22 protein-coding genes and 4 tRNA genes are annotated in these 26820 nt (G+C 59.1%); 2 read left to right on the forward strand and 24 right to left on the reverse strand.

From position 1 onward, the window contains the following. From Q0U90_RS00770 to Q0U90_RS00835, 14 genes are all read right to left on the reverse strand, one after another. Positions 1-3151, reverse strand: a 3151-nt coding sequence (locus Q0U90_RS00770; protein WP_297450195.1) for a DNA-directed RNA polymerase subunit beta, incomplete at its 3' end; no start/stop codon positions are given. A 438-nt stretch (positions 3152-3589) separates the two neighbouring features. Next, entirely contained in the window at positions 3590-4555 is a 966-nt protein-coding gene (locus Q0U90_RS00775) for a DUF3068 domain-containing protein (RefSeq protein ID WP_297450199.1), read from the reverse strand. A 213-nt stretch (positions 4556-4768) separates the two neighbouring features. Next, positions 4769-5152 (reverse strand): 50S ribosomal protein L7/L12, encoded by a 384-nt coding sequence (gene rplL / locus Q0U90_RS00780; RefSeq protein WP_038627619.1) that lies wholly within the window; start codon positions 5150-5152, stop codon positions 4769-4771. Positions 5153-5276: 124 nt separating this feature from the next. Continuing rightward, entirely contained in the window at positions 5277-5789 is a 513-nt protein-coding gene (rplJ, locus tag Q0U90_RS00785; protein WP_016422046.1) for a 50S ribosomal protein L10, read from the reverse strand. Positions 5790-6187: 398 nt separating this feature from the next. Further along, on the reverse strand, positions 6188-6820 hold the full coding sequence (locus Q0U90_RS00790; RefSeq protein ID WP_297450206.1) for a hypothetical protein: 633 nt from the start codon (positions 6818-6820) through the stop codon (positions 6188-6190). Positions 6821-7049: 229 nt separating this feature from the next. Next, complete coding sequence (gene rplA / locus Q0U90_RS00795; protein WP_297450209.1) at positions 7050-7754, reverse strand: 50S ribosomal protein L1; 705 nt, start codon at positions 7752-7754, stop codon at positions 7050-7052. A gap of 96 nt (positions 7755-7850) precedes the next feature. Continuing rightward, a complete protein-coding gene (gene rplK, locus Q0U90_RS00800) occupies positions 7851-8288 on the reverse strand; it encodes a 50S ribosomal protein L11 (protein WP_070858514.1) in 438 nt (145 codons plus the stop codon). 390 nt (positions 8289-8678) lie between these two features. Continuing rightward, the gene (gene nusG, locus Q0U90_RS00805; RefSeq protein WP_297450214.1) at positions 8679-9584 is read right to left on the reverse strand and encodes a transcription termination/antitermination protein NusG; all 906 of its coding nucleotides are present in this window, start codon (positions 9582-9584) and stop codon (positions 8679-8681) included. A 190-nt stretch (positions 9585-9774) separates the two neighbouring features. Next, positions 9775-10083 carry a preprotein translocase subunit SecE gene (secE, locus tag Q0U90_RS00810; RefSeq protein WP_297450216.1) on the reverse strand — a complete coding sequence of 103 codons (309 nt, stop codon included), beginning with the start codon at positions 10081-10083 and terminating at the stop codon, positions 9775-9777. 595 nt (positions 10084-10678) lie between these two features. Continuing rightward, a tRNA-Trp gene (locus Q0U90_RS00815) sits at positions 10679-10751 on the reverse strand. Positions 10752-10854: 103 nt separating this feature from the next. After that, a tRNA-Met gene (locus Q0U90_RS00820) sits at positions 10855-10928 on the reverse strand. Positions 10929-10968: 40 nt separating this feature from the next. Then, positions 10969-11041: transfer RNA gene (locus Q0U90_RS00825), tRNA-Thr, on the reverse strand. Positions 11042-11403: 362 nt separating this feature from the next. Then, positions 11404-11485: transfer RNA gene (locus Q0U90_RS00830), tRNA-Tyr, on the reverse strand. A 219-nt stretch (positions 11486-11704) separates the two neighbouring features. Further along, positions 11705-12760, reverse strand: a complete 1056-nt coding sequence (locus Q0U90_RS00835; RefSeq protein WP_297450219.1) for a polyprenyl synthetase family protein — start codon at positions 12758-12760, stop codon at positions 11705-11707. Between the two features lie 118 nt (positions 12761-12878). On the opposite strand from Q0U90_RS00835, the gene Q0U90_RS00840 reads away from it, so the two are divergent. After that, positions 12879-14231, forward strand: coding sequence for a geranylgeranyl reductase family protein (locus Q0U90_RS00840; RefSeq protein ID WP_297450222.1), 1353 nt, complete (start codon positions 12879-12881; stop codon positions 14229-14231). A gap of 78 nt (positions 14232-14309) precedes the next feature. On the opposite strand, the gene Q0U90_RS00845 is transcribed toward Q0U90_RS00840, so the two are convergent. From Q0U90_RS00845 to Q0U90_RS00865, 5 genes are all read right to left on the reverse strand, one after another. Next, the gene (locus tag Q0U90_RS00845) at positions 14310-15002 is read right to left on the reverse strand and encodes a demethylmenaquinone methyltransferase (RefSeq protein ID WP_297450225.1); all 693 of its coding nucleotides are present in this window, start codon (positions 15000-15002) and stop codon (positions 14310-14312) included. A 10-nt stretch (positions 15003-15012) separates the two neighbouring features. Continuing rightward, positions 15013-16233, reverse strand: a complete 1221-nt coding sequence (locus Q0U90_RS00850; protein WP_297450228.1) for a glycosyltransferase family 1 protein — start codon at positions 16231-16233, stop codon at positions 15013-15015. A 4-nt stretch (positions 16234-16237) separates the two neighbouring features. After that, positions 16238-16729 (reverse strand): DUF3592 domain-containing protein, encoded by a 492-nt coding sequence (locus tag Q0U90_RS00855; protein ID WP_297450231.1) that lies wholly within the window; start codon positions 16727-16729, stop codon positions 16238-16240. A 39-nt stretch (positions 16730-16768) separates the two neighbouring features. Further along, complete coding sequence (menD, locus tag Q0U90_RS00860; RefSeq protein WP_297450555.1) at positions 16769-18511, reverse strand: 2-succinyl-5-enolpyruvyl-6-hydroxy-3-cyclohexene-1-carboxylic-acid synthase; 1743 nt, start codon at positions 18509-18511, stop codon at positions 16769-16771. A gap of 353 nt (positions 18512-18864) precedes the next feature. Beyond that, a complete protein-coding gene (locus Q0U90_RS00865; RefSeq protein ID WP_297450234.1) occupies positions 18865-19890 on the reverse strand; it encodes an o-succinylbenzoate synthase in 1026 nt (341 codons plus the stop codon). 25 nt (positions 19891-19915) lie between these two features. On the opposite strand from Q0U90_RS00865, the gene Q0U90_RS00870 reads away from it, so the two are divergent. Then, a complete protein-coding gene (locus Q0U90_RS00870; protein WP_297450237.1) occupies positions 19916-20884 on the forward strand; it encodes a 1,4-dihydroxy-2-naphthoyl-CoA synthase in 969 nt (322 codons plus the stop codon). Between the two features lie 108 nt (positions 20885-20992). Here Q0U90_RS00870 and Q0U90_RS00875 read toward each other — a convergent pair whose 3' ends face one another. The 5 genes from Q0U90_RS00875 to Q0U90_RS00895 all read right to left on the reverse strand — a co-directional run bounded on the left by Q0U90_RS00875 (position 20993) and on the right by Q0U90_RS00895 (position 26804). Beyond that, entirely contained in the window at positions 20993-21652 is a 660-nt protein-coding gene (locus Q0U90_RS00875; protein ID WP_080969612.1) for an ABC transporter ATP-binding protein, read from the reverse strand. 179 nt (positions 21653-21831) lie between these two features. After that, positions 21832-22881 (reverse strand): iron ABC transporter permease, encoded by a 1050-nt coding sequence (locus tag Q0U90_RS00880; RefSeq protein WP_042389120.1) that lies wholly within the window; start codon positions 22879-22881, stop codon positions 21832-21834. 95 nt (positions 22882-22976) lie between these two features. Further along, positions 22977-24098, reverse strand: coding sequence for an ABC transporter substrate-binding protein (locus tag Q0U90_RS00885; RefSeq protein ID WP_224783767.1), 1122 nt, complete (start codon positions 24096-24098; stop codon positions 22977-22979). Positions 24099-24321: 223 nt separating this feature from the next. Then, positions 24322-25722, reverse strand: a complete 1401-nt coding sequence (locus Q0U90_RS00890; RefSeq protein WP_065421727.1) for an MATE family efflux transporter — start codon at positions 25720-25722, stop codon at positions 24322-24324. Further along, positions 25719-26804, reverse strand: coding sequence for a cysteine synthase family protein (locus Q0U90_RS00895; protein ID WP_297450247.1), 1086 nt, complete (start codon positions 26802-26804; stop codon positions 25719-25721). The genes Q0U90_RS00890 and Q0U90_RS00895 overlap by 4 nt, the downstream gene beginning before the upstream one ends. Between the last annotated feature and the right edge of the window lie 16 nt (positions 26805-26820).

Genomic DNA, 26820 nt, shown 5'->3' on the forward strand with positions numbered 1-26820 from the left:
GGCCACCGAACTGGGCCTTACCACCCAGCGGCTGCTGGGTAATCATGGAGTACGGACCGGTGGAACGAGCGTGAATCTTCTCGTCGACCAGGTGGTGCAGCTTCAGCATGTACATGTAGCCCACCGAAACCGGGAACGGGAACTTCTCGCCAGAGCGGCCGTCGAACAGCGTGGCCTTACCGTCGGCGTTGACCAGCACCTCACCGTCACGGTTCGGGCGGGACGACTCGAGCAGACCAGCGAGCTCCTCGTTCTCAGCACCGTCGAACACCGGGGTTGCGACCAGGGAGTCGGACGGAACGTCGTGCAGGTCAGCCGGAAGACGCTTAGCCCAATCCGGATCCCCCTCGATGCTCCAGCCGGCCTTCGCCAGCCAGCCGAGGTGAACCTCCAGGACCTGGCCGATGTTCATACGACGCGGAACACCGTGGGTGTTCAGGATGATGTCGACCGGGGTGCCGTCCGGCAGGAACGGCATGTCCTCCTGCGGCAGGATCTTGCCGATAACGCCCTTGTTACCGTGGCGGCCTGCCATCTTGTCGCCGTCCTGGATCTTGCGCTTCTGCGCAACGTAGACGCGAACCATCTCGTTGACGCCCGGAGCCAGGTCGTCATCGTCTTCACGCGAGAAGACGCGGACGCCGATGACCTTGCCGGACTCACCGTGCGGAACACGCATGGAGGTGTCGCGAACCTCTCGGGACTTCTCACCGAAGATAGCGCGCAGCAGGCGCTCCTCCGGGGTCAGCTCAGTCTCACCCTTCGGGGTGGTCTTAGCGACCAGGATGTCACCGTCACGGACGTCGGCACCGATGCGGACGATACCGCGGTCATCCAGGTCCTTCAGCATCTCCTCGGATGCGTTCGGGATGTCACGGGTGATTTCCTCCGGACCCAGCTTGGTGTCGCGGGCGTCAATCTCGTGCTCCTCGATGTGAATCGAGGTCAGGATGTCTTCCTCAACCATGCGCTGGTTCAGGATGATGGCGTCCTCGTAGTTGTGGCCCTCCCACGGCATGAATGCCACGAGCAGGTTCTTACCCAGTGCCATCTCACCGTTGTCGGTACCCGGACCGTCGGCGATGACCTGACCGGCCTCAACACGCTGACCCTCGTCAACCAGTGGCTTCTGGTTGTAGCAGGTGCCCTGGTTGGTGCGCTCGAACTTGCGCAGCAGGTAGGTGTGACGCTGGCCTTCATCGTCCATGATGGTGATGAAGTCAGCCGACACGGTCTCGACAACACCGGTGGCGGAAGCAACAATGACGTCGCCGGCGTCGTACGCAGCGCGCTGCTCCATGCCGGTACCGACGAACGGAGCCTCCGAGCGTAGCAGCGGCACAGCCTGGCGCTGCATGTTCGCACCCATCAGGGCACGGTTAGCGTCGTCGTGCTCGAGGAACGGAATCATGGCGGTAGCCACGGAGACCATCTGACGCGGGGAAACGTCGAGATAGTCGACCTCATCGGCGCGAACAGACTCGACGTCACCACCCTTCTTACGCACAGACAGGGTCTCCTGAACGAAGTGGCCGTTCTCGTCGATCGGGGTGTTTGCCTGCGCGACGACGTAACGGTCTTCCTCATCAGCGGTGAGGTAATCAACCTCGTCGGTGATGACACCATCGCGGACGCGACGGTACGGAGTCTCAATGAAACCGAACGGGTTCACGCGTGCGTAGCACGACAGCGAACCAATCAGACCAATGTTCGGACCCTCAGGGGTCTCAATCGGGCACATACGGCCGTAGTGCGACGGGTGAACGTCTCGGACCTCAAGACCAGCACGGTCACGGGTCAGACCACCCGGGCCCAGTGCGGACAGACGACGCTTGTGGGTCAGGCCCGACAGCGAGTTGTTCTGGTCCATGAACTGGGACAGCTGGGAAGTACCGAAGAACTCACGGATAGCTGCGGAAACCGGGCGCACGTTAATCAGGGTGGTCGGCTGGATCGACTCCACGTCCTGAGTGGTCATGCGCTCACGAACCACGCGCTCCATGCGGGACAGACCCACACGAACCTGGTTCTGGATCAGCTCGCCTACGGTACGCAGACGACGGTTACCGAAGTGGTCAATATCATCGGTCTCAACCGGGATTTCGACACCTTCCGGCGAGGTCATTACCTTCTCGCCGTCGTGCAGACGCACGAGGTATTCGATAGTGGTGGCGATGTCCTGCTCGGTCAGAACCATCTCGCCGGAGGCATCGGTGCCCAGACCCAGCTTGCGGTTGACCTTGTAGCGGCCGACCTTAGCCAGGTCGTAGCGCTTCGGCTTGAAGAAGTTGTTCTCCAGCAGAGCCAGCGCGGACTCACGCGTCGGCGGCTCGCCCGGGCGCTGCTTGCGGTAAATCTCAAGCAGAGCCTCGTCAGTGTTTGCAACACCGTCCTTTTCCAAGGTGGCCATCATGATCTCGGAGAAGCCGAAGCGCTCCTTGATCTCTTCAGTGGTCCAGCCGAAAGCCTTCAGCAGAACCGTGACTGGCTGGCGACGCTTACGGTCAATACGAACGCCGACGGTGTCCCGCTTGTCGACGTCGAACTCCAGCCACGCACCACGCGACGGAATAATCTTCACCGAGTGCAGCGGGCGCTCGGTGGACTTGTCAATAGTCTCATCGAAGTAGACGCCCGGAGAGCGCACCAGCTGAGAAACAACGACACGCTCAGTTCCGTTGACGATGAACGTACCCTTGTCCGTCATCATCGGGAAGTCACCGATGAAGACGGTCTGGCTCTTAATCTCACCGGTCTCGCGGTTAGTGAACTCCGCGGTGACGTAGAGGGGGGCCGAGTAGTTGATGTCCTTATCCTTGGACTCATCCACGGTGTTCTTAACGGAGTCGAACCACGGGTCCGACAGCGTCAGGGACATCTTCTGGGAGTAGTCCTCGATTGGAGAGAGCTCTTCTAGAATATCTTCGAGACCGCTGGTAACCCGAGCGTCTTCTCCGAGCTCCTCCTGGCGACGAGCGCGCCACTCAGGCGTGCCAATGAGCCATGCGAAAGACTCACGCTGCAGGTCGAGCAGACCAGGAACCGCAATCGGCTCCTGAATCTTTGCAAACGAGTACCTCTTCGAAGCTCCGGGAATACCGGTTACTGCCTTGGTCTGGCGGGAGACTGCCAAGATGCGTCCTTCCAGCACCTCACGCGGTGAAGCACACCGGGGGCATCCGGTGGTGCGCTCCGCCCGCTTGGTTTATACGCGATTCAAGTTGCAGGAATTATTTCTGTTGCGTACCGGGATACTTTGCGTCTACCCTTTGGTGACACGCGAAAGTGATTCCCCCACCACTCGGCCTCCAAGACCAACCTTTAAAGGCATGTCTTCGAGCCCCAACGGCGAAGTCGCAGCAACTCCTTCTAACAGCTAAAAGCACGAAAACCGGTGCTACATAATAGCCTCGAGCCCCGCGCGCAAGCCATGAAAGAGCTGACGACAGATACACTAATTCCAGCGCAACGATTTAGCCTATATCAAAAACTGCTAGTTGTCTAGTAAAACTTGACAAAACGGGCGTGTCGCATTCCAGCGCCACTGACATAAACGATGAGGTCTGGGCGCTATGGTCGTCGTAAAGCGTTACTCTGCTTTACGACGGGTCGAGGGCCGCACGATACCCACGATTGCGATGAAGACCAGAATCGAACCGGACGTGATGAGACCAATCGACCACGGTTCCAATGCCGGGCGCTTGAAATTCTCCAACGCGCCGAAGAGAAGCTGATTGGAAAGAGCCTCGTCCATCGAGCCATTGAAGCGCAGGTAATCCATGATGGGCTCGCCGTCACGGGTCTCCCACCAAAGGTGAATGTCCTCAGACATATCAATGACCGAGCCCGACTTCGGCTCGACCCACAAATCACGAGTGCCCTGATACTGCAGAAAACCGGACTTGTCATCCTGGGTCAGCTGGGAAACATACGAGCGGTACTTTTGGGCGAGATTCGTCTTCTCAATATCCTGACGGAAATGCAGAACCCGATTGCCTCCGCGCTCCTCTTCCCCAACGAAGTTCGCCGGCAGGGAATCGTGCAGGAAGTCATCAAATACCAGGTATTCCTTTTCCTCCGTGTTCGCCGGAAGCTTCACCCAGTGTCCTTCAAACTTCACCGAGCGCGGGACACCTGCCATACGGTCAACCAGAGTGGCGGGTGCCAGAGCCTCACCTGTCAAACGATCGATGCTCACAGTCCAAATATTGGCCTCAATGAGTTCTGTAAGCGGGTCTGTACCCACCACTTCAGGTGGAAGTTCACGCATTTCCGTCACACCGACACGGAGAGAGACCTTGTCCTCATCGGCGGGTTCAATAAGCACACCGTGGAGCTGCCGCTGCAGCGGCGAATGGACTTCTTCCCGCTTGCCCTCTTCATTAATCCTCGTGGAGACACCGTCCTCGGCGCGCAACGTGTACGACACCGGTGGCAGGTCAAGTGGCATTTTAGGATCGACATTGAGCACCCGCGGCAGCAGAATGCCAGCGGCAAGCAATGCGGTGCCTAGACCCAGTAGAAGGATAGACAGAATTCTCGGCCGTGAGAGCATGATAGTTACTTTACAGGCCGTGGCACTGCCTCAAGGTCAGCAGTGGGCAGGTTTTGCCTGAGACCTCTATGGCAGTGACGGGTTAAGTGGCGGGCTGAGTATCGGGTTAAGTAGCTCAACAGAAAAACCGCCAACCCTGGGCATAGAAGCCCAGAATTGGCGGTATAGATTGGTAGCTTTAGGCCACTACCGGGGCCGAAGCAAGTAACTGAATTACTTGAGGGAGACCTTTGCGCCAGCCTCTTCCAGCTTAGCCTTAGCAGCCTCAGCGTCGTCCTTGGAAGCACCCTCCAGGATAGCCTTCGGAGCGGACTCAACCATCTCCTTAGCCTCCTTCAGGCCCAGGCCGGAGACGATCTCGCGGACAGCCTTAATAACGCCAATCTTCTTAGCGCCAGCGTCCTCGAGGACGACGTCGAACTCGTCCTTCTCCTCAGCAGCAGCCTCGCCGCCAGCAGCGCCTGCAGCAGCAACTGCAACCGGAGCAGCAGCGGTAACGTCGAACTCTTCCTCGAAAGCCTTCTTGAACTCGGTGAGCTCAACGAGGGTCATTTCCTTGAAAGCCTCGAGCAGTTCCTCAGTGGTGTACTTAGCCATGGATATTCTCCTATGAGTGTGGTGCGGCCGCTCCCCTCAGAGATCCCTGGGGTCGAAGCCGTCAAAGTGATATTGAAAAGTTTTTCGCGTGATTTAGTTCGCGTAGTTCGCGAGCCGCTCGGGATTACTTCTTTTCCTCGAGTGCCGCAGCAAGGCGGGCAACCGAGGAGGTCGGAGCATCGAGCAGGCCAGCGACGTTCGCCAGAACGCCGTTGAAGGCACCAGCCAGCTTTGCCAGCGTGGTCTCACGGTTATCCATATCCGCAAGAGCCTCGAACTGTGCTGCATCCATTGCAGCACCGTCCATGTAGCCGCCCTTGATCACGAGGTTCTTGTTGTCACCGGCGAACTTCTTAATCGCCTTAGCCGCATCCACAGCCTCGCCCTTGATGAAGGCGACTGCAGTCGGGCCGTTCAGGTGCTCATCAAGACCCTCAATCCCTGCCTCGTCGGCAGCGATCTTGATCATGGTGTTCTTGGCGACGGAGTACTTAACATCAGCACCGAGGGCGCGACGCAGTTCCGTGATTTCCGCGACGGACAGGCCGCGGTACTCAGTCAGCACGATAGCGTTGGACTCTTCGACGTCCTGCTTCAGCGCTGCAACAGCTGCAATCTTCTCAGCGTTTGCTGCCATGTGTACTCTCGCCTCCTTCCTGGTCTTTGCAATTTTCCGCTCGGCCAAACGAAGGCTTTTTGCCTAAATACAACAAACGCCCCAATCCTCGCACAAGGATGGGGCGCACAAATCTTCTCGCATGTTCCACTTCACCTCTGCCAACCCCTTGGCTGACATATGAAGTACAACTGAGCAAGCGCTTCCAAGTCCTCCTGCGTGGGCCGCTCACCGTATTCCTACAATGAAACCTTCAATCCGCTTCTTTCGACGCGAATGACCGACGGTCTTCGGTGAAACTTGAGTACCAGCTCCATCGTCCCAACTCGTTGTTGGTACCGATTGGAAAGCCGGTCAAACTTCGTGAAGAAACTTTATACCAGGACCGTGCAATTAACCAAATCGCCTAACCAAAGCGCCTACCCAAACCGCGCGGCCCCTGGCTCACCGAAACGGCCGAACTCCAGGTCCTTCTCGCGTTGCCGCACAATCATCTCAAGCTCTGCGAAGTAGGCATTCAGGTCATCGTCGGCAAGCCACAGCACCTGGTCCGCATAGTCAAGAACCACACGCACCATGTCGTCAGGATGCGCGTCCAACCTCGCGGCGTCGAGAATGTCCACGGTCAGCGATAGTGCCACACGCACCACCGGCGGAATCTCCGGGGCCAGGCACTGCTGCGCCACAACTTCGCGGAGCTCCACGGCCTCCATTCGCGCAATGATGCGCAGCAGACGCACCACCACGACCTGCGCCGCCCGCGCATGCAAGGCTTCCTCTTCGCTCATCCCCGGCCGCACCACGGAATCCTGGATATTGCGACGGAGCACCTCGGCAACGCGGTCGTCCTCCCCCAGACCCGTCAGCACCTCCCCCAGCAGGGTCTGCCCCGCGATGCGCAGGCAGGGCATGTCATAGGCATCGTCGCCCAGCGAATCCAAATACGAGATGAGCTGCGGTTCAATAATTCCGGAACCGTCGTCGAGCTGTGCCAGGCGATTAATCTCGCCGAGCGCCTCCAGCCCTTCTTCGGGTTCCAAAATTAACGTCATAGTCGCGATTCTAAGCAACAAACTTTCGCCGTGAGTCCGTTTCGGCGCGATTAATTATCAGCATTGGCAATTCGCTTTACGACGTCCACCGCGTCCGCACCCCCACTACACCATCAAAATCCCTTGTGAGAATGCAAAAACCGCCGCCTCGCACACTCGGGGAAAAGTGCACTAGGCGGCGGTTTCAAAGAGCTAGAGGAGCTCCACTGGCCTATCGACTGATGCCGATTTAGGCGGTGTAGTCCTTAATCACGCTGGTGTCAACCGGGATGCCCGGGCCGTTGGTGGCGGAGACGGTGATCTTCTTCAGGTACTTACCCTTAGCAGCGGACGGCTTGAGGCGCATCAGCTCGTCGATAAGCGCACCGTAGTTCTCGGCCAGCTTCTCGGCGTCGAAGGATGCCTTACCGATAACAGCCTGCAGGTTAGCGGCCTTGTCAACGCGGAAGGAAATCTTACCGCCCTTGATTTCGGTGACAGCCTTAGCAACATCCGGGGTAACGGTGCCGGTCTTCGGGTTCGGCATCAGACCACGCGGGCCGAGGATACGAGCCACGCGACCAACCTTGGCCATCTGGTCCGGGGTTGCGATAGCAGCGTCGAAGTCGGTCCAGCCGCCCTGAATCTTCTCAATCAGCTCGTCGGAGCCAACGAAGTCAGCGCCAGCCTCTTCAGCCTTGGTGGCGTTCTCGCCAGCGGCGAAGACGACGACGCGGACAGTCTTACCAGTGCCGTTCGGCAGGGAGACGGTGCCGCGAACCAGCTGGTCAGCCTTGCGCGGGTCAACACCCAGGCAGATGGCGACGTCGATGGTGGCGTCGTAGTTCTTGGAGGAGGTCTCCTTGGCCAGGTTAGCGGCCTCGAGCGGAGAGTAGATGCGGCCGGCGTCGATCTTCTCGGCGGCGGCGCGGTATGCCTTAGAGTTCTTGCTCATGAAAAGTCCAATCTCAATGAAGTGAAATGTTGGATTGTGGTGTGTAGCGGGCCGAAGCTGGCCCTACCACGGTTGACGACGACGTCGGAAAGCGTCTTACTTAGCGCCCTCGACGGTGATGCCCATGGAGCGAGCAGTACCGGCGATGATGCGTGCGCCCATCTCGATGTCGTTGGCGTTCAGGTCCGGCTTCTTCAGCTCGGCGATTTCCTTGCACTGCTCCCAGGTCACGGAACCGACCTTGTCGGTGTGCGGAACGCCCGAACCCTTCTGAATACCAGCGGCCTTCAGCAGCAGCTTAGCTGCCGGCGGGGTCTTCAGAACGAAGGTGAAGGAGCGGTCTTCGTAGACGGAGATCTCAACCGGGACAACGTTGCCACGCTGGTTCTCAGTTGCTGCGTTGTAAGCCTTGCAGAACTCCATGATGTTGACACCATGGGCACCCAGTGCCGGACCAACCGGCGGAGCCGGGTTAGCCTGACCAGCCTGGATCTGCAGCTTAATAATCGCAGAAAGCTTCTTCTTCGGAGCCATCGGATTAACCTACTTCCTAGTTACCGGGGTACGCCGCCCCGATGAAAAGGCGACTCACCCCGTCCGGATGCCGACGCTTTACGACGCCCCTTGCGCTCTCGGCCAAAGAAGCCGCTGACGCAGGTCATCGAGTTGGTGCCAGCCACCGGGGATACGATTTTCTTGGCGCATATGTGCTCAAGGCACAAAAATGCACGCCTGGCTACGTTACCGCAGCGTATGGCGTGCATCAAAATCCGTTGCCGGATGGATTGCTCAAGTGAGCGTTCTGGCGCTTGGCTTAGGCCTAGTGCCTGGCTTAGGGCTAGTGCCTGGCTTAGGGCTAGTGCCTGGCTTAGGGCTAGTGCCTGGCCCAGCGCCTGTCTTGAGATTGAGCTCTTGAGATCGGGCCTAGTTCAGCTTCTCGACCTCGTCGATGCCCAGCTCGACCGGCGTCTCACGGCCGAAGATGGAAACCAGAGCCTTCATGCGACCGGTGTCCGGGTCAATCTCAGAGATGGTCGCTGCCACGGATGCGAACGGACCGGACAGAATGGTCACGGACTCGCCGACCTCGTAGTCGATGGCGACGGTCTTCTTCTCCGACTGCGGAGCAGCTGCGACAGCCAGCTCGCCGTCGGCATTTGCTGCCTCTTCGGTTGTGTCTGCGGTGATGGTCTCCTTCGGCATGAGGAACTTAGCGACCTCGCGAATCTTCACCTTGGACGGCTGACCCTCGCTACCAACGAAGGAGGTAACACCCGGGGTGTCGCGGACAACAGACCAGGACGGGTCATCCAGGCTCATGCGGACCAGGACGTAGCCCGGCAGCAGCTTGCGCTTGACGATCTTCTTCTTGCCGTCGTCCTTGCGCTCTTCAACTTCCTCAACCGGAACGATGACCTCGTGAATCTGCTCATCGACACCCATGGTCTGGGCGCGCATCTCCAGGTTGGTCTTCACCTTGTTTTCGTAACCGGAGTAGCACTGGATGATGTACCAGTCGCCCGGGCGGCGCTTGAGCTCGCGCTGGAACTCGCGCAGACGCTTGCGGTACTCCGCATCTGCGTCGGCGGCTGCCTGAGCCTCAGCGTCTACAGCGGTCCCCTCTGCGGTCTCCTCTGCCGGTGCTGCGTTGGCTGCGTCGTCGCCAGCCGGAGCGGCGGTATCAGCTGCGGTGTCAGCAGCTGGAGCGGCATCCTCAGCCGGAGCCTCTACCTGAGCCTGTGCGTCCTGCACATCCTGCTCAGTTGCGGCAGCGTCCGCGGACTGGGCGTCAGGCTGGGCGTCGGAGAAAATATTCTGTCCATCGTTCATGTCGTGCTAACCCCTCTTGTATCTACATCTACGGCTCGCAACGTTGACATCTTCGAGTAAAAGTCTCAAGAGCCAATATGCCATCCGCGATTACTTCGCACAGCCACACACCAGCTGCGCTAACGAATAATCCCGCCGTCCGGAACTCGGAGGCGGGATGAAAAGCATCACTGAGAAACAGTATAACCGATTAGTTACCCAACACCGATCGGACACCCAGACCGGCGAGTGTGTCCACACCCCACACAAGAGTGATCATGGCAATCAGGAACAGAATCACAATGATGCTGTAGGTGACCATCTGACGGCCAGTTGGCCAAATCACCTTACGCAGCTCGTCAACAACCTGCTTGATGAAAACCACAGGGTTACGAGTCGAAAGCTCGTTGGTCTCCTTCTCACGCGCAGGCTTCTTCGCCACGGTGGTCTGCGCGCCCGTCGCCTGGCGCTTACCGGTCGGGCGAGCCGCTGCTTGGAAAGTCTGGTTTTCCTCAGCCACGATGCTCCTTCGCTACTTCGTGCATATGGGAACTAAAGATACTGCACAGTGAAACTCAACAGTGAATCCAACAGGAATGAACTTCCGGCGATAATGCCCGAAGCTCAGCCTCACCGCGCAGAGCAAGTCTGGTTCAGTGCGTAAATTCTAGCTGATTATCCACCTTATCGAAGAAATGCCCCTCGTGTGAGCGGCAGGGCTTGAAATCAGGTTCCAGTGCCAATCTCGAGATCAGACTTCGCAGCTAATGACTTCACTGCTACTACTGCGGTCGTATTCACTGATGGCTGCCTAACCGCTACATCCCCCCTTCTTAACCCTTAACTCGAGCTGCAAAACTGACGACCCAGAAATAATGCAGGCTGCAAATGTGAACCTGTGTGAGTTTATAGCACTTTCAAGCCATTTTTCGGGCCATTTTTGCCATAAGCGGGGTCAGTAACTCACATTGGTCTGCTGCCGCCAGACATAAACGCGGTCAGTAACTCGCGTTGGAGTTAAGCAGGGGTGGGTTAAGTAGCAAACGAATCAAGGGAGATACGAAAAACCCGCCACCCTAGGCGCATTTTCATACGCCCCAGATGGCGGGGTTTTGCAGGGGCGACAGGACTCGAACCTGCAACCTGCGGTTTTGGAGACCGCTGCTCTACCAATTGAGCCACGCCCCTTCACCACCAGCAAAAGCACTTTTCAGTCCTTAGCTGACAATGTCCCACCTTACTGCATTGCTGCGTTCGCAAGGCGGGGTTCAACGAACATCACTGTCCGTAGTAGCGATGGGGGGGATCGAACCCCCGACCTCACGATTATGAGTCGTGCGCTCTCACCATCTGAGCTACATCGCCCCTATTCCCTACCCGGACATAAGTCCGCATAAAAGAACAGAGCCCCCTGACAGAATCGAACTGTCGACCTTTTCCTTACCATGGAAACGCTCTGCCGACTGAGCTAAGGGGGCATCAGCATCCGTTGAACTCAGTGCGCAACTCTGTAACCATTTCCTGGCGACTTTGTTTCGCTCTGTGCTCTCCGTGAAGCCTTGCAAAGATTAACCCGAAATCACCACTAAGCACAAATCAGCAGGTAGTCAGCGGTATTTCTCGTCACGTTTGTAGACACTTTGGCGCGCACTTATGGCCAAGCTATTCACCTATCGATGAGCTACAGCAGGACCATAAGTGAATAGCTCATCGACAAGTGGCTGAACCTCTGCTCCGACCCCCGCTCCGCCCCCTGCCCCAAACCCCTGCTCCCCTCCCCACCAACAACCCCCTGCAAACAAAAATCACCGCGAGAAAAATTCTCGCGGTGATTTCGCTGTGCCAGATGATGGATTCGAACCAACGAAGGCAATGCCGACGGATTTACAATCCGCTCCCTTTGGCCGCTCGGGCAATCTGGCGTGCACTCTTAAACGGTGCGAATGGAATGCTACCCACTACTCTGTCGTTTATACAAATCGGCAGGTCAGGTAGGGATATTTTTGCGCCCGAGTCGGACCTCGGAGTATTTCAAATCTCAACAGGGCACGTCCCTCAGCAGGCCGCAGCCAGCAGCAGGGCTCAACACTCAACAGGCCTCAGCACCCGAGCGGAACTTATCCCACTACCGCACTACCGCACTACCCCACGCGCTCCACGGTGTAGCGAGCAACGTGACGGAGAGCCTCCTTGGCCGCACAGTCGGGGAGATCGGCGATGACGCGGTCGGATTCATCCAACAGCTCATTAACCTTTTCCATCGCGCGGGCCACACCGTTGGTCTGGGCCAGGAGCTCGAGGGCTTCGTCGACAAGCGCGTCGTCAGAGACCGGGCCGACGAGGATCTCCCGGAGGCGTGCACCGGCTGGGGTGTCCTCCTGCAGCGCATAGAGCACCGGCAGCGTGAAGACACCCTCGCGAAGGTCTGTGCCTGGGGTTTTGCCGGACTGGTCGGTGTTGGAGGAGATGTCGATGATGTCGTCGACAATCTGGAAGATGATGCCGATTAGTTCGCCGTAGCGGCGCAGCGCGTTGGAAATCTCAGCGGGCGCACCTGCGTGGTAGGCGCCGAGATAGCCGGCCGAGGCGATGAGTACACCGGTCTTTTCGGCGATGACCTTCAGGTAACGCTCGATGCGCTCGTCAATGGGCAGGTCCAGGTCGTTGAGGCATTCGCGCATCTGGCCTGTGACCAACACTCCGAAGGTCTCGGCGAAGTGGGCCACGGTCTCGGAGCCGAGCTCCGCCAGCAGGCGGGATGCGGTAGCGAAGAGATAGTCACCGGCCAAAATGGCGACGGTGTTGTCCCAGCGCGCATTGGCGGAGGGCACACCGCGGCGCTTGTCCGCTTCATCCATGACGTCGTCGTGGTAGAGCGTTGCCAGGTGCGTCAACTCCAGCACAGTCGCAGCGGTGATGACATTATCGCTTTCGGGCTTCTCGCCGAACTGCGCAGACAGCATCGTAAACATTGGACGGAAGCGCTTTCCGCCGGCCTGAGCTAGGTGGGAAACCCGCTCTACCAGGAAGTCCTCGCCACGCCCCAGTTCGGTAATCAGGAGGTCTTCGCTCTTACGCATTCCCTCGGTGATTGTTGCTTCCAGCGCTTCATCAACGAAGTGAGAACTAGTGGCGGTATGCTCACCAGTGCCCTGAGCACTTCCGGAACTGAGCCCGGAGTAGTCTCCAGTACGCATTCGAGACCTGCCTAACTGACGATAAAAGATAAGAAACTGCTAAATAAATTACCCTACGAGCATAGTTGCTAGCAGACCAGTTCCCATATTTGTTCCAACGTCGTTATACGCTGGGGCAATGACCTCAAGCCCGATTTCGCGAGTCTCCCCCACGTTCGACGGCGTCGCCGCTCTGCCCAGCAGCACTGATGTGCTGATTATCGGCGCTGGTCCCACCGGATCCGCGGCCGCAATTCACGCCGCCCGCGCAGGATTCTCGGTCACTGTGGTCGACTCACAGCGCTTCCCGCGCGACAAAACCTGTGGCGACGGGCTCACCCCGCGTGCCATCGCTGAGCTGCATCGCCTAGGGCTTGACGACGAACTCCTGCGCCGCAACCGCAACCGCGGACTGAAGCTCCACGGCTTCGGAGGCTCCATCACCACCCCCTGGCCCGATGATGCCTCCGGTACTTTCCCCGCGGTCGGGTCCGCTATGCCTCGCACTGAGCTTGACACCTTCTTGCTCAATGCCGCCGCTGATGCCGGTGCGCAGGTCTTTGATGGGGTCGCTGCGCGGAAGGTGGTTCTCGGGGCGCTGAATAGTGGCGGAACGCGGGGCCACGGCGTGCGCGCGGTGGAGCTTTCCGACCGCGAAGGCAAGCCACACACCATCTCGGCCCGCTGGTTGCTCGTCGCCGATGGGGTTCGAAGTACCGTCGGCAAGCAGCTGGGGCGTGCGTGGCATCGCGACAGCGTCTTTGGTGTGGCGGCGCGGTCGTATGTCAGCTTTGACAGCGCGGACGTGGCGGACGACTGGATTCACTCGCACCTGGAACTCCGTGACTCCGATGGGCAGACACACCCGGGCTATGGCTGGATCTTCCCGCTGGGTGAGGGCCGGGCGAATGTGGGATGTGGGGCGCTGGCGACGTCGGCACGCCCGGCGCGCACGAACGTGAAGAAGTTGCTGCGCGAGTACCACGGGCAAGTGCGCGATCAGTGGCAGATGAGCGAACCGGAGCACGTAACGTCTGCGCTGTTGCCGATGGGTGGTGCCGTGTCGAATGTGGCGGGGCCGAACTGGGCGTTGCTCGGTGATGCTGCGTGCCTGGTCAATCCGCTCAACGGTGAGGGCATTGACTACGGCATGGAGTCGGCGCGGCTGGCGGTGGAGCTGATCGGCTCGATTGGTGCGGGCCGCGATGGCCTGACGCACGCCTGGCCCGCCCTACTTCGCGAGCACTACGGCACTGGCTTCTCGCTGGCCCGCAAGTTGGCGCTGACGTTGACGTACCCGAGTTTCCTGCCGACCGTCGGCCCGCTGACCATCGGCGCCCCGTGGGGCAGCCAGCTCATGGGAGTCGCCGCACGGCTCATGGGCAATCTGGTCACGGAACACGACCGCGATGTGGTGGCTCGCCTATGGCGTGCTTCTGGGCAGGCGGCACTGGCGTCCGATAAGTGGTTTGGGCGCCAGCCTTGGCAGTAGGAATCGCTTTACGACGGCCTCAGCGGTCGGCACTTTGGAGCGCAGTTGTATGCGGCTGCGCTGCTGCGACCTAGCGAGCTACTGCGCCGACTTGGTTGCCGAATGCAGCGCTGCGATGCCGAAAGTGAGGTTCTGCCACCCGGCATCTTCCCAGCCCGAGGCATTGATATCGCGGGCGAGCTGCGGCTGATTTGGCCAGGCGCGAATCGACTCCGCCAAGTACACGTAGGCCTCCGGGTTAGAGGACACGACCTTGGCGATCTGCGGCAACGCCCTCATCAGGTACTCCTTGTAGAAAGTGCTGAACACCGGCACTACTGGGGTAGAGAACTCACAGACCGTCAGCTGGCCGCCGGGCTTGGTCACGCGAGCTAGCTCGGCAAGACCCGCCTTGTAGTCCACAATGTTGCGCAGCCCGAAGCTGATAGTCACGGCGTCGAAAGTGTTGTCTGCAAATGGCAGCTTCATGCCGTCACCGCAGACCTTGGGGACATCACGGTGGGCACCGGCTTTGAGCATGCCGCGGGAGAAATCACAAGCAACGACGTATGCGCCCGACTTTGCCAATTCCACCGAGGAAACGGCCGTGCCGGCTGCCAGGTCGAGGACCTTCTGGCCGGGTTGCAGGTTTAGGCGCTTTGCCGTGCGGACGCGCCAGTAGTGGTCAATACCACCGGTAAGCACGGTATTGGTGATGTCGTAATTCTTCCCCACTCCGTCGAACATCGAAGCGACTTCGCTGGGGTTTTTCGTTAAATCAGCCCTAGACACGATGTCCAGATTACGCGACCGACTTCTGACGGGTAGCAGCGCCCGCGGGGGAGGCACTCGTGGCATCACCCATGGCATCGCCTGCAACCTTGCTTGAAGTCGTAGCCGCGGAGACCCCAGAGACCTCCTCGTAATGGCGAACGAGGTCTGCGCATAGCGCTTGCCACGTGCGCTCGGCCACGGTGTCGCGGCAACGGTTGCGCAGCTGCTTGCGAGCCAGCTCATCATCGACGAGCAGCAGCTTATCGACGGCCTCAGCCAAATCGCGGGTGAAAGTCTTTGGCTCCAGCAGGTAGCCATTGACATCGTTGGTAATCAGGTCGCGCGGGCCGCCTGCGTTCGGGGCAATCGCCGGCACACCGGAGGCATGGGCTTCCTGTACAGCTTGGCAGAAGGTCTCAAAGTCACCAGTGTGGACGAACACGTCCAGGCTGGCGAATGCTGCTGCCAACTTATCGCCGGTGAGCTGCCCGGTGAAGACGGCATTCGGCATCAGCTTCTTCAGCTTCGGCATCTCCGGGCCATTACCAATAATGACCACCTGAATATCATCGCGCCCGTTCAGCGCCGCCAGTCGCTCCACTGACTTCTCCGCCGCGAGCCTGCCGACATAACCCACAATCGGCTTGCCCTCCGGGCTCCACTGCTTCCTGAGCTCCTCGCTGCGCTTGGCCGGTGTGAATCGAACCGCATCAACGCCGCGCCCCCAGCGGTAGATATCGCGGATTTTGTGATCCTGCAGGTCCTCAATAGTCGGCGACGACGGTGCCAGCGTCCGCGCACAGGAGTTGTGAATCACGCGCGTCCACAACCACGCGGCTGTTGAAAGTCCCGCCAACTTGTAGTTCTTGGCGAAACCCGCAACGTCGGTTTGATAAATGGCCACAGCCGGGATACCCAACGCCTTGGCGGTCAGCGCGCCCGCGCCGCCGAGAACAAACGGTGAGGCCAGGTGAACCACGTCCGGCTTAAACCGAGTCAGCGCCGACGCCACCCTGCGGTTCGGCACACCAATCGGCAGCGAATCAATCAACGGCACCATCACGGTGGGCACACGCTCAATGCGGTAGTCGCAGTAATACTCAGCCTCTTCCTGCCAGTCCCGAGCACCCGGCGCAATCACCAGCGCCTCGTGTCCCTCACGGCGTAAGTATTCCAACACCCGCAGCACGGAGTTTGTCACTCCATTGATGTTGGGCAAGAAGCTTTCAGCAATGATGGCAACGCGCATGGTGCTAGTTTTCCATCTCGTCGGAAAGCGAAGGTGACGCCTCGTTTACCTTTTGGGGATCTCTTTGTAAACGACGGGTAGCGCGCAGCGACAACCACCACAGCGGCGCGACGATAATCAGTGCCACCACAGCGATACTGGCAGCCGGAAGGAGCGACAGTGTCCACGTGCGTCCGGCGACGCGGACAACATCGGGATTGGTGCGGTCGTATTCGACGCGGACGCGCTGGCCTTCCTCTAGCCCGACGGGATAGAGCAAGCCTGTTGGCGGCGACTGGAACTCGCCATTCTCATCGACGAAGTCGACAGTGGTGCGAAGAACCTCCACCGAACGGACATTGGCGACGGACTGCCCCATATTCGACTCGATATTGCGGTCATTGATGAAGCAGCCAACCACAATGGCCAGGCAGGACAGTAGCAGGCAGCTCATTACGAAGAGCAACACCTGACGAAGGAAGCGCGGCCAATTGGCCAGGGCAGTTTTCCACTGCATGGCGGTCGCGACCTCCTTATTCTGTCTCTGGTTGTCCAACTAGTGCTTATCCAGCACTCCAATCTCCGCATTGTATGCCAGCTTGTGATGCAACTGCCGACGCGTCGCACGCGTGGTCGCCACCTCGATGACACGGATGCCGTCGACGTCGGTATCCGGGTGCAGCTGCGCGAGTAGGTCTGGGAGGCGGTCGACACGCACGTGTTCCACCCCATAGGCCTGGCAGATGCTCTCAAAGTCCACGTCCTGCGGCGTGCCGAAGATGCGTTCAAAGCTTCCCCGCAGCGCTGGGCTGCCCGCCTCTAACGTCTCGAAAATACCGCCACCAGCATCATTGGCCACCACGATGGTGAGGTTCTCCGGGCGCGGCTCCAGCGGGCCAATCGCCAGCGCTGCCGAGTCATGCTGGAACGTCAGGTCACCCATCAGCGCAATCGTCCGCGGCGGACGGATTTCGTCGGCATGCTCGCGGTCGGATGCCAGCGCAATTCCGATAGCCGTCGCCACCGTGCCGTCGATGCCCGCGGCTCCTCTCCCCGCATACGTGTTCACACCCGGGAAAGGCAGGCCCGTGTACGACGCATCGCGCACCGGGTTCGACGCACCCAGCACCACATTGTCACCCGTGCGCAGGCTATCCGTCAGCGCAGCAGCCACATGGAATCCGGTCAGCGGCTCCTCCGCTTCGATCGACTCGGTAAGCGTCTCCCGCACGGACTTCACCGCCAACTCGCTGGCGGCCTCACAGATTTTCGTCCACTGCGGGTCCTGCTCCCCCACAGTCTGCACATGCTTGACGACGGCCCTTGCGTTCGCCGTCACATCCGGAAACTCCACCCCAAAGCCGTGGTTCTCAGCATCGGAGACAACCGTCAGCTCAATGTCCGGATTAGCCAGCAGCTTAGAGATACCTCGGTGCAGCGTCGGCCGCCCGACCAACACAATCTGCTCCGGCGGAATCTGCGCGAAAGTACCCGCCGCGAGCGGGTGCACCGGGTGCGCCGGCGCATATGCATTCGGCTCAGCGATGGTTGGCAGATCCTCCAGCTCCGGCAAGTGCGGGGCATTCGAGCCCGCGATCACGAGTGTGCGGCGGCTGATGTCAATTGTGGCTGTGGTGGCCAAGTTGGCCGGGATGGTTGTGGTGGCCGAGTTGGCTGCGATGGCAGCCGCACCGACGTTGTTGCTGGTAGTAGGCGCAATCGTGGTCCAGGGGCCGCCGTCTGCGCGGCCCTCGGGGATGTCGGCGACGGAGTCGTCGTTAGGCACGAGCGGTTCGACAAAACGGACGTTAAGGTGACCGGCGCCGGATGCCATGGCGGCAACAACGCGATCAATGCGGGCGCGAATCTGCGCAGCGGTGGCCTTCGTGACCGGCGCGGTGCCGTCCAGATCGAACTCAACGACAGAGGCATCGGCGAACAGGCGGTCCTGGACGATGGTCTGGTTCGCGCCGGTGCCGCGATAATGCGCGGGGCGATCGGCGGTCAGCGCCAGCAGCGGAATGCCCGAGGCGGTGGCTTCGACCATGGCGGGCACGAGGTTTGCGACGGCTGTGCCGGACGTTGTAATTACCGGGGTCACCTTGCGGGTGCGCGAGGCCAGGCCGAGGGCGAGGAAGGCGGCGGAGCGTTCATCGATACGCACATGGAGGCGAACCTTCGCCGCGTCGGCGGCCTGGACTAGAGCGCGGGCCAGCGGGGCGGACCGGGAACCCGGGCACACCACGGCATCGACCATGCCGAGACGCAGCAGCTCATCGACGATGAGGCCCGCTACCACTGCGGATGGGGCCGCGGGAGTTGCAGGGGCCGCGGTGGTTTGGGACGCCGGGTTTGTGGCTGCAGCGTCGGTTGCCGAGGCTGGGGTACCAGCATCGGTGGTGGCGGCATTGGTGATGTTGGCGCCCTGAGCGTGCGAAGTCTGGGAGGTGTCCTGGTTGTCGTTCACACTCAATAGGCTACTTGTCTGGTCAGATATCGGACTTGTTGGGAGTTACTGACCCCGTTTATGTCAGTTTGGAAGCCGTTTTTCGGGCTCAAAGTGTCATAAACGGGGTCAGTAACTCTGGGTGTTCCGAGGGTTGATGCAGGTGGCGAGCAGCTACAGGTGGGATTAGACCGCCAAATGCGCCACTACAGGTAGGCATACGCCGCGCGGAGGCGGTCGAACCACCAATCGCGGCGGAGCCTCGGCGCGGCGAGCTCAGCCAGGCGGGAAAGGTCGGGCGCGGGGTTGGTGACGGGCAAACGGCCATCGATGAGCGGCCGGGGCTCGATGACGTCCTCAATAAACAGCGACGACGTGGCCAAACCCGCTGCGTTTGGCACCGGTTGCAGCTCGGTCACAGGCAGGGCCGCCGCCGTGAACAAACCGGCGGCCATGCCAACACCTGTATCCAAGGCACTGGCGACGGTCACCTTCACCGCCAGCTCCTCGGCCAACCGAAGCAAGCGGCGCGGACCACCGAGGGGTGCGACCTTCATTACGCCCACGTCAGCCGCCTGTTCGCGCGCAACCAAGTACGGATCCTCGGCCTTGCGGATCGACTCATCGGCCGCAATTGGGCAAAAGTCCCCCACAGCGTCGCGGACCTCGCGGAGCTCGGCGACAGTCGCAACGGGCTGCTCCATGTACTCCAGCGGGCCCAACTCATGAGCGGCGCGGATGGCCTGCTCCACCGACCAGCCACGATTCGCATCCACTCGCACAACAGGTTCATAGCCATAGGCTTCGGCCACCGCGGTGCGGACGGCGGCTACGCGCTCGATGTCGTCGTTAAGCGATTGGCCGCGCTCTGCGACCTTGACCTTGAACGTGCGGCACCCGGGGTAACGCCCCACGACCTCCGGCACCTGCTCGGACGTGACGGCGGGTATGGTGGCGTTGACCTCGACGAACGCACGCTTCGGGGTGGGCAGGCCGACGTATGCGCATTCGATGGCCGAGCGCAGCCACGCGGCAGCTTCGGGCGCCTCGTACTCCAGGAAGGGAGCGAACTCGCCCCAGGTAACGGGGCCGTCGATGAGGAGTGCTTCGCGGGTGGTGACACCGCGGAATTTCACCGCCATGGGCAGAGCCACGACGTGGGCGCGGTCGAGGATGTCGTCGATCGATGGAAGCGGGACGTTAGGCGCAGCGGACACAGACATACCCCTCATGCTAGAGACCTTTATGCTGGAAGCCATGACTGATACCGCGAAGTACTCGACCGATAATCCCTTCCGCCCCGAGCAGTGGAAGACGGTTGATGGTTTTGAGGATTTGACCGACATCACCTACCACCGCCACGTCGGCGTGGGCCGCGAGAACGGCATTGTGCGTATTGCGTTTGATCGCCCGGAGGTTCGTAACGCATTCCGCCCGCATACCGTCGATGAGCTCTACCGCGCGCTCGACCACGCGCGCCGCACCCCGGATGTCGGCGTTGTGCTGCTGACCGGTAACGGCCCGAGCACCAAGGACGGTGGCTGGGCATTCTGCTCCGGCGGCGACCAGCGCATTCGCGGTCGTTCCGGTTATCAGTACGCAACGTCTCACGAGCATGACGACGCTACGGCGGACGCATCCACCATCGATACCGCGCGCGCCAAGGTCGAGGGAGGTCGCCTGCACATCCTGGAGGTGCAGCGCCTGATTCGCACTATGCCGAAGGTTGTCATTGCCGTGGTCAATGGTTGGGCCGCAGGTGGCGGACACTCCCTGCACGTGGTGTGTGACCTGACACTGGCATCCCGCCAGGAGGCCCGCTTTAAGCAGACCGACGCTGACGTGGGATCTTTCGATGCCGGCTATGGCTCGGCCTACCTGGCGAAGCAGGTTGGTCAGAAGTTTGCCCGCGAGATTTTCTTCCTCGGCCGTTCCTACGACGCTGAGACCATGCACCGCATGGGCGCTGTCAACGAGGTCGCCGACCACGCTGAGCTGGAAGATGTCGCGGTGGAGTGGGGCCGCATGATCAACGGTAAGTCCCCAACGGCGCAGCGCATGCTGAAGTTCGCTTTCAACCTGACCGATGACGGACTGATGGGCCAGCAGGTCTTCGCGGGCGAGGCTACTCGCCTGGCGTACATGACCGACGAGGCCGTCGAGGGCAAGGAAGCGTTCCTGGAAAAGCGTGACCCGAACTGGGACGAGTTCCCGTTCTACTACTAGGGGCAGTTAGGGGGGGCGCCGGCTGGGGCGCTCGTCGGGCCCTGCACTTTAGCGCTCATTCGTGGCTGTAGAACAGCCGAGAGCGTGCGCTACAGTCACGGGTCTGCGCTAGAGTGCCTCCGACGCTTCGACCGCCAGCCCGCCATTGCGAGTCGGGAGCACCGCACCTTCTACCTGATAAACCTCTCGCAGCATAGCTTCATTAATGACCTCTGCCGGAGGCCCTGCACTGCTGACCCGACCATCGGCTAGAACAACCACATGTTCGCAAAAGCGCGCCGCTTGCCCCAGGTCATGAAGTGTCATCACTACCGCGCAGGGCAATTCCCGCGCACACTTGCGTACCTGCCCGAGAAGCATCAATTGGTTACGCAGGTCGAGTGCGCTGGTGGGCTCGTCGAGAAGCAATACCCGAGGTCGTCGCACAACCGCCTGCGCAAAACTCACCAACTGCCGCTGTCCCCCAGACAACTCAGACATCAGCCGCGATGACAACGCAACCAACCCAAGTCGTTCAATGGTGGCCTGCACTTCTGCCCGCACTGTGGATCCGACACGCAGTGCGGAAAACCCAGAAAACGACTGTTGCCGGGCAAGCAGGACGCTTTCGTACACGGTCAATGAGCTCAGCGGCGGAGGGTCCTGTGGCAAATATAGAGATCTTTCAGCACGTACCTGCCCCGAGCAGTTTTCAAGGCCCGCCAAACACCTCAGCAGTGTCGATTTGCCAGCTCCGTTGGGACCGACCAACGCAGTCACGCTTCCCATCGGAAGAGGCCCAACGTCGACATTGTGCAGGACATGATGGCCGTCGTAAGCAAAAGACACTCCTCGCGCGCTAAGAGCGGACGATTCTGGAGGGGTTTCGCCGAGGGGTTTACCGTCAGGTTTACTGGGGCTGTCGTGATGACCATGTACAGCGTCGTTCCCGACAAAGCGACTTGCCTTTAGCCAACCCACATTTTCCTCCTCTGGCCAGCGATAATCGCGACAAATACGGGCACTCCTACAATTGCGGTAATAATGCCTACGGGAAGAATTACACCCGGTTGAATCACCTTCGACACTGCCGATGCCGCAACCAGAAGCAGCGCCCCTACCAAAGTCGAAGCAGTAAGAAAATAACGTTGATCTTCGCCTACCAATAAGCGCGCAACGTGTGGGCCGACGAGACCGATAAATCCAATCGTACCGGCCATCGACACAGCGGTTGCCGCCATAAAGGACACCACGATAAGGGTCAGCGCACGCAGTCGATCAACGTCTACGCCAAGGGCTTTTGCGCGGTCATCGCCCATCCGGAATGCAGTCAGCGACCAGGCATTGAGGTAAAAGAAGAGTAGCCCCATCACGAATATCACCGCGAGCAACGCAATCTGCGTCCAGTTCGAGCGGGTGAGACTACCCATCGTCCAGAACACAACCTGTTCCAACTGCGTCTCCGAGGCCAGGTATTGCATCAGGGCCAGTAGAGCGTCGAAAAAGAATACAATCGCGATACCGAGGAGAATCATCCCCTCGACTCCTGGGCCACGAAATCGGGAAAAGAGCAGAATCGCAGCGCAGGCCAGCATCGCGAACACCCACGCAGTCCCGGCCATCCCCAGCACCGCACCGATTCCCTCAGAAGCGAAGCCGGTGACCACAGCCAGGGCAGCACCGAATCCGGCCGCCGCTGACACGCCCAGGGTGTACGGCTCGGCCAGGGGATTTCCCAGAATTGTCTGCATTTGTGAGCCCGCCGCTGCCAGCGTCGCTCCGACGAGCACTGCAGTCACGGTCATCGGAAGCCGAATGTCGAAAACAATCTGGTGGTCAATGGGTCGCGCACCAACCGGATGGGTCAATGTATGCAAAACTTCGCTGGCAGGCATGCTACCGCCACCGAGTAGAAAGTCAGCAAGCGATGTCAAAGCCAACACCACAGTAATCAGAGCGATTATCACCCACTTCTTCCGTGCTGCGCGCTGATACCAGTGAAAAGTTGACTGCACCATTACTCTATCAGGGCTGACTTCCTGCTCCCCGCGAACGGCGTCTCCGCTCCCCTGCGTTGTTGCCAGGTTTCCGTGCGAAACTTGCATGTTCGACATCACTCCAGCCCAGTCCAGAAGGTGCCCGAGGCCTCGATTGGCAGGAACTTATCGTGCAGGTCCTGTACCTCTCGTTCAGTGTCAATGTCGCCGAACAAGTCCGGGTGCATGGCCTTTGCAAACATCTCGACTGCCAGGAAGTTATATGGCGAATCGTAAAAATGATGCCATGCGACGAAAGTACGCTTACTTTTCACCGCGTCGACTTCACGCACAGCGGGCTGCTTACCGACGACATCGTGAAGGGCCTTTTGCGCCTCTTCCTTCGATTCCGAGTAACCCAGCGGTACGTAATTTCCTTCCTTGACCGGAGTCTTACCCTGATCCCAGTCTGCGCCTGTGGCAATGATGACTTCAGGATTCTTCCCGGCCAATGCCTCTGGCGATACCTGCCCTTGCTTCGCATCAATCATTTCGTCGCCAAGGTTTAGTCCACCGGCAAAATTGACAATCTGCGCCAGGTTGGACTTGGCGAAGGTTGAGCAGCAGTCAAAGTAACCGGGTGCTCGCCACAGGAATGTCGGTGTCGGTGCTGGTTTCTTCTCGGCAAGGCGGTCAGCGACCTTGTTGACCTTCTTCTCGTAGTAGTTGATAAAGTCTTCCGCCTGCTTTTCACGCCCCAGCAGTTGTCCCATCATTCGAATACTGGGCTCGGTGTTTTTCACTGGGTCAATGAAGTAGTCGACAGTCACCGTCGGCACGCCTGCCTTTTCTAATCCATCAACGATTCCAGCATCTTTAGCCGCGTCGAAGACACCCGCATTTACTACGAAGACATCGGGTCGGGACTCCAGAGCCTGTTCCAGCGACATAGTGTTGTTGTAAATCTCGCCTGTGGTCGGGATGTCCTTGATTTTGGGGAACTTCTCAACGTAGCGGTCGTAAGTGGCTTTGTCGTTTTCCTTCAGGTCCTCTGGCCAGGCAACGATCTTGTCAGTTGGATTGTCTGGGTTCAGAAGCGCCGTCGTGTAAAGCATCTTCTGCCCGCCCATCAGGATTCGCTCGACATTCTGCGGGACTTTAACTTCGCGTCCTAGCGCATCGACGACGGTACGCTTCTCACTGCTAGCGGATGCGTCTCCATTTCCATCTGAGCAAGCGGCGAGAAGGACGAGCGACATGCATAGGAGTACCGCGAAAAGCACCCTTGCGGGGAAGTCACGCAGTAGCACGCTTGGAGTAAGAGGAGAACTAACCTTCATTTTCTTCATTTTCTTCTTTCCGGAGCAGGCGGTCAGTCGACCGCATATTCAGCTCCTCGGATCCCCTTCGGTAGAGGGAAAACGTCATCTTTACGTGGATGGTTCAGACTATTTCTGGATGGGTGTTACGAAGCTTCGGCCGTCACACGGAACTAGTGGGTTGCAGGTGACGCTGCAGAGCGCGGTAAAGCAGAGCAGCGGTCGTGGAAAAGCCAAGGATGAGCCCAACCCAAACGCCATATCCTTCCCAACGAAGGCCAAGGCCAAGAATCAGGAGAGCTGGAACCCCCACCGCCCAGTAGCCCCAAAGGGTCGCACTGAGACCCGACTTCGTGTCGCGCAGCCCACGAAGGAGCCCCACCAGCACGTTCTGGGAGCCTTTAGCGAACTGCTGAAGCACGGCAAGGCACAACAAGATTGTCGCTATATGGCGTACATCGGGATTGGCACTAACGTTGGAATCAGTAAGGAACAGTCCAACGACGTACTTGCCCAGTAGCAACCAGAGCAAACCGACGACGGCAAGATAAATACCCACTGCGTGCAAAACCCGACGTGATACCTGTTTGACTGCCTCGGCACCATCCGCTAATGCACGGCTGACCAGTATAGATCCTCCGTGCGAGAAGCCGATACATACTTGGTAGACGATATAAGCGAGTTGGTTAACAACGGTGTGCGCTGCCAGCATGACTGGGCTAACCAGGCCCATCGCTAGACCTGCGATAGTAGTAATCGCAGCTTCAGAGCCGTAGGTAAGCGAAACTGGAATCCCAAGCCGAATAATGCGCCTCATGCATGCTGCGTCGCCGGGCCTCGGAATGACCGCGAAGAATTTCCGTAGCTGACGGTCTCTTTGCAGCAAGCCAGCAAAGGACAGCAGGGTAAAAACCTGGACGCAGGTGGTCGACAGACCGATGCCCACCAGTCCCCATGCAGTTCCCCATTCATTGACACTTGTTAGCCGGAGGAATCCAGCGTTGAGAGCAGCGTTGACAACGATGGAGATGAGCGTAACCACCAGCAGAGAGCCCGGCCGACGCATGCCGACTGCAAACTGCCGCAGGACATTGAGCCAAATCATCGGGATAAGGCCTGGTGCAAGCGCGACCGTCATCGAGAACGCTAGCTCGGCAACAGTGTCGTCGATGGGCAAGATGAGTGCAAGCGCACCAAATGAAATCACGATGAGGCCACCAATGATTGCAGTTGCGGTACCGACGGCCATGCAACTGCGTACCGCTTGGCGGATTCGCTCAGCCGCAACTTCCTCGCCTGTCTTTTCCCACTCCGACGCGGCCTCGGCTACTAGGTTGCCTCCGGCGGTGACCATACCGACACACATGGTGCGAATCTGGTTGTAGAACTGCATTGCGAGTCCGCCGCCGGCAATTGCCACTACACCGAGGGTCTGCAGCATCAGCACATCGGTCGTGGTTAGCGCAACCCCCGCTAGCTGAACGCCCGCGATGGGTAGCGCAAGCGAATAGACATCACGGTAGGACACGGTTTGCTGGCCAATTGCACGAGCTGGATTTATCACCCGGCCACCTCGAAGGAACTAGCAATGGCACGAGAATCACCATAGGCTCTGAGCATTCGCGAAACTTGACGCTCCATAACTTCTGAATACAAATGATTTTTCTGAAGCCAATCAGTATCAAAAATTGTGTCGAGATATTTCTCACCAGCATCACAAACAATGACGACCATTGTTGTTCCTGCCTGAAACTCGTGTAGATGACGCAAACCTTCGTAGATTGCAGCACCTGCTGTGCCTCCAACCATGAGCCCATGTTCCCTAGCCAACACTCGGGCCGCGGCGAATGCCTTGACATCGCTAACTTTGACTCCATGGTCGATGAGGTCGTAGCGGACGTTATTGCCGATTTTGAAACCCGACGGAGCACCGGCACCTGATTGCTTATATGCCCCTGGCACCCCACCAAAAATGATGGAGCCTTCGGGTTCAACAGCCAACGACTCGGCGGTATGCCCAAGCTTCCTCAGATGTTCCGTTGTACCGCACAACGTCCCGCCCGTTCCGATTGCCGCAACGAGAACGTCAACCTTTTCTGGGATTTGCTCATCGAGTTCGTATGCAAGCTGCCAGTAACCAGCTGGGTTGTTGGGATTATTGTGCTGGTCTGGCCACCATGCATCCGAGGTCTCGGCGACAATTTCTGCGGCCTTCGCACGTCTAAGGCTCGTAGACGGAACACAGGATTCTTTATCCCCGACGAAGACCAACTCTGCTCCAAGTGCTTGCATGGAACGCAGCTTGTCCTTGGCAGCGTGATGATCCACAATCGCCGTAAACTTGTATCCCCGCTGAGAGGCCACAAATGCCAGACCTAAACCAGTGTTTCCACTAGTGGGTTCAATGATTCTTCCGCCCGGCTTGAGCTCGCCGGAGATCTCCGCAGCAACAATCATCTCCAGCGCCATTCGCACCTTTACGCTTCCCGTCGGATTTAGGCAATCCATCTTCAGTAATAACCGGCTTCCGGATCCGGTATTACACAGTTCAAGAATTGGCGTGTTTCCAATTAAACTACAACTCTCAAGCGAACACGTTGCGCAAGGTTTTCTTAATTTTTTTTCAGAATATGGAAAATCAATCATGACAGACCCCAATTAG

The organism is uncultured Corynebacterium sp. (genome assembly GCF_946998835.1).
Classification (GTDB): Bacteria; Actinomycetota; Actinomycetes; order Mycobacteriales; family Mycobacteriaceae; genus Corynebacterium.

Bases quoted from the DNA above. Each gene is read 5' to 3' on its own strand.
- Q0U90_RS00895 (WP_297450247.1), bottom strand. From the start codon at position 26,804: ATGATTGATTTTCCATATTCTGAAAAAAAATTAAGAAAACCTTGCGCA.
- Q0U90_RS00835 (WP_297450219.1), bottom strand. From the start codon at position 12,760: ATGCGTACTGGAGACTACTCCGGGCTCAGTTCCGGAAGTGCTCAGGGC.
- nusG (WP_297450214.1), bottom strand. From the start codon at position 9,584: ATGAACGATGGACAGAATATTTTCTCCGACGCCCAGCCTGACGCCCAG.
- Q0U90_RS00880 (WP_042389120.1), bottom strand. From the start codon at position 22,881: ATGGTGCAGTCAACTTTTCACTGGTATCAGCGCGCAGCACGGAAGAAG.
- Q0U90_RS00850 (WP_297450228.1), bottom strand. From the start codon at position 16,233: ATGCGCGTTGCCATCATTGCTGAAAGCTTCTTGCCCAACATCAATGGA.
- Q0U90_RS00875 (WP_080969612.1), bottom strand. From the start codon at position 21,652: ATGGGAAGCGTGACTGCGTTGGTCGGTCCCAACGGAGCTGGCAAATCG.
- Q0U90_RS00870 (WP_297450237.1), top strand. From the start codon at position 19,916: ATGACTGATACCGCGAAGTACTCGACCGATAATCCCTTCCGCCCCGAG.
- rplL (WP_038627619.1), bottom strand. From the start codon at position 5,152: ATGGCTAAGTACACCACTGAGGAACTGCTCGAGGCTTTCAAGGAAATG.
- rplJ (WP_016422046.1), bottom strand. From the start codon at position 5,789: ATGGCAGCAAACGCTGAGAAGATTGCAGCTGTTGCAGCGCTGAAGCAG.
- Q0U90_RS00885 (WP_224783767.1), bottom strand. From the start codon at position 24,098: ATGTCGCTCGTCCTTCTCGCCGCTTGCTCAGATGGAAATGGAGACGCA.
- rplK (WP_070858514.1), bottom strand. From the start codon at position 8,288: ATGGCTCCGAAGAAGAAGCTTTCTGCGATTATTAAGCTGCAGATCCAG.
- Q0U90_RS00855 (WP_297450231.1), bottom strand. From the start codon at position 16,729: ATGCAGTGGAAAACTGCCCTGGCCAATTGGCCGCGCTTCCTTCGTCAG.
- Q0U90_RS00840 (WP_297450222.1), top strand. From the start codon at position 12,879: ATGACCTCAAGCCCGATTTCGCGAGTCTCCCCCACGTTCGACGGCGTC.
- Q0U90_RS00790 (WP_297450206.1), bottom strand. From the start codon at position 6,820: ATGACGTTAATTTTGGAACCCGAAGAAGGGCTGGAGGCGCTCGGCGAG.
- rplA (WP_297450209.1), bottom strand. From the start codon at position 7,754: ATGAGCAAGAACTCTAAGGCATACCGCGCCGCCGCCGAGAAGATCGAC.
- Q0U90_RS00775 (WP_297450199.1), bottom strand. From the start codon at position 4,555: ATGCTCTCACGGCCGAGAATTCTGTCTATCCTTCTACTGGGTCTAGGC.
- Q0U90_RS00865 (WP_297450234.1), bottom strand. From the start codon at position 19,890: ATGAGGGGTATGTCTGTGTCCGCTGCGCCTAACGTCCCGCTTCCATCG.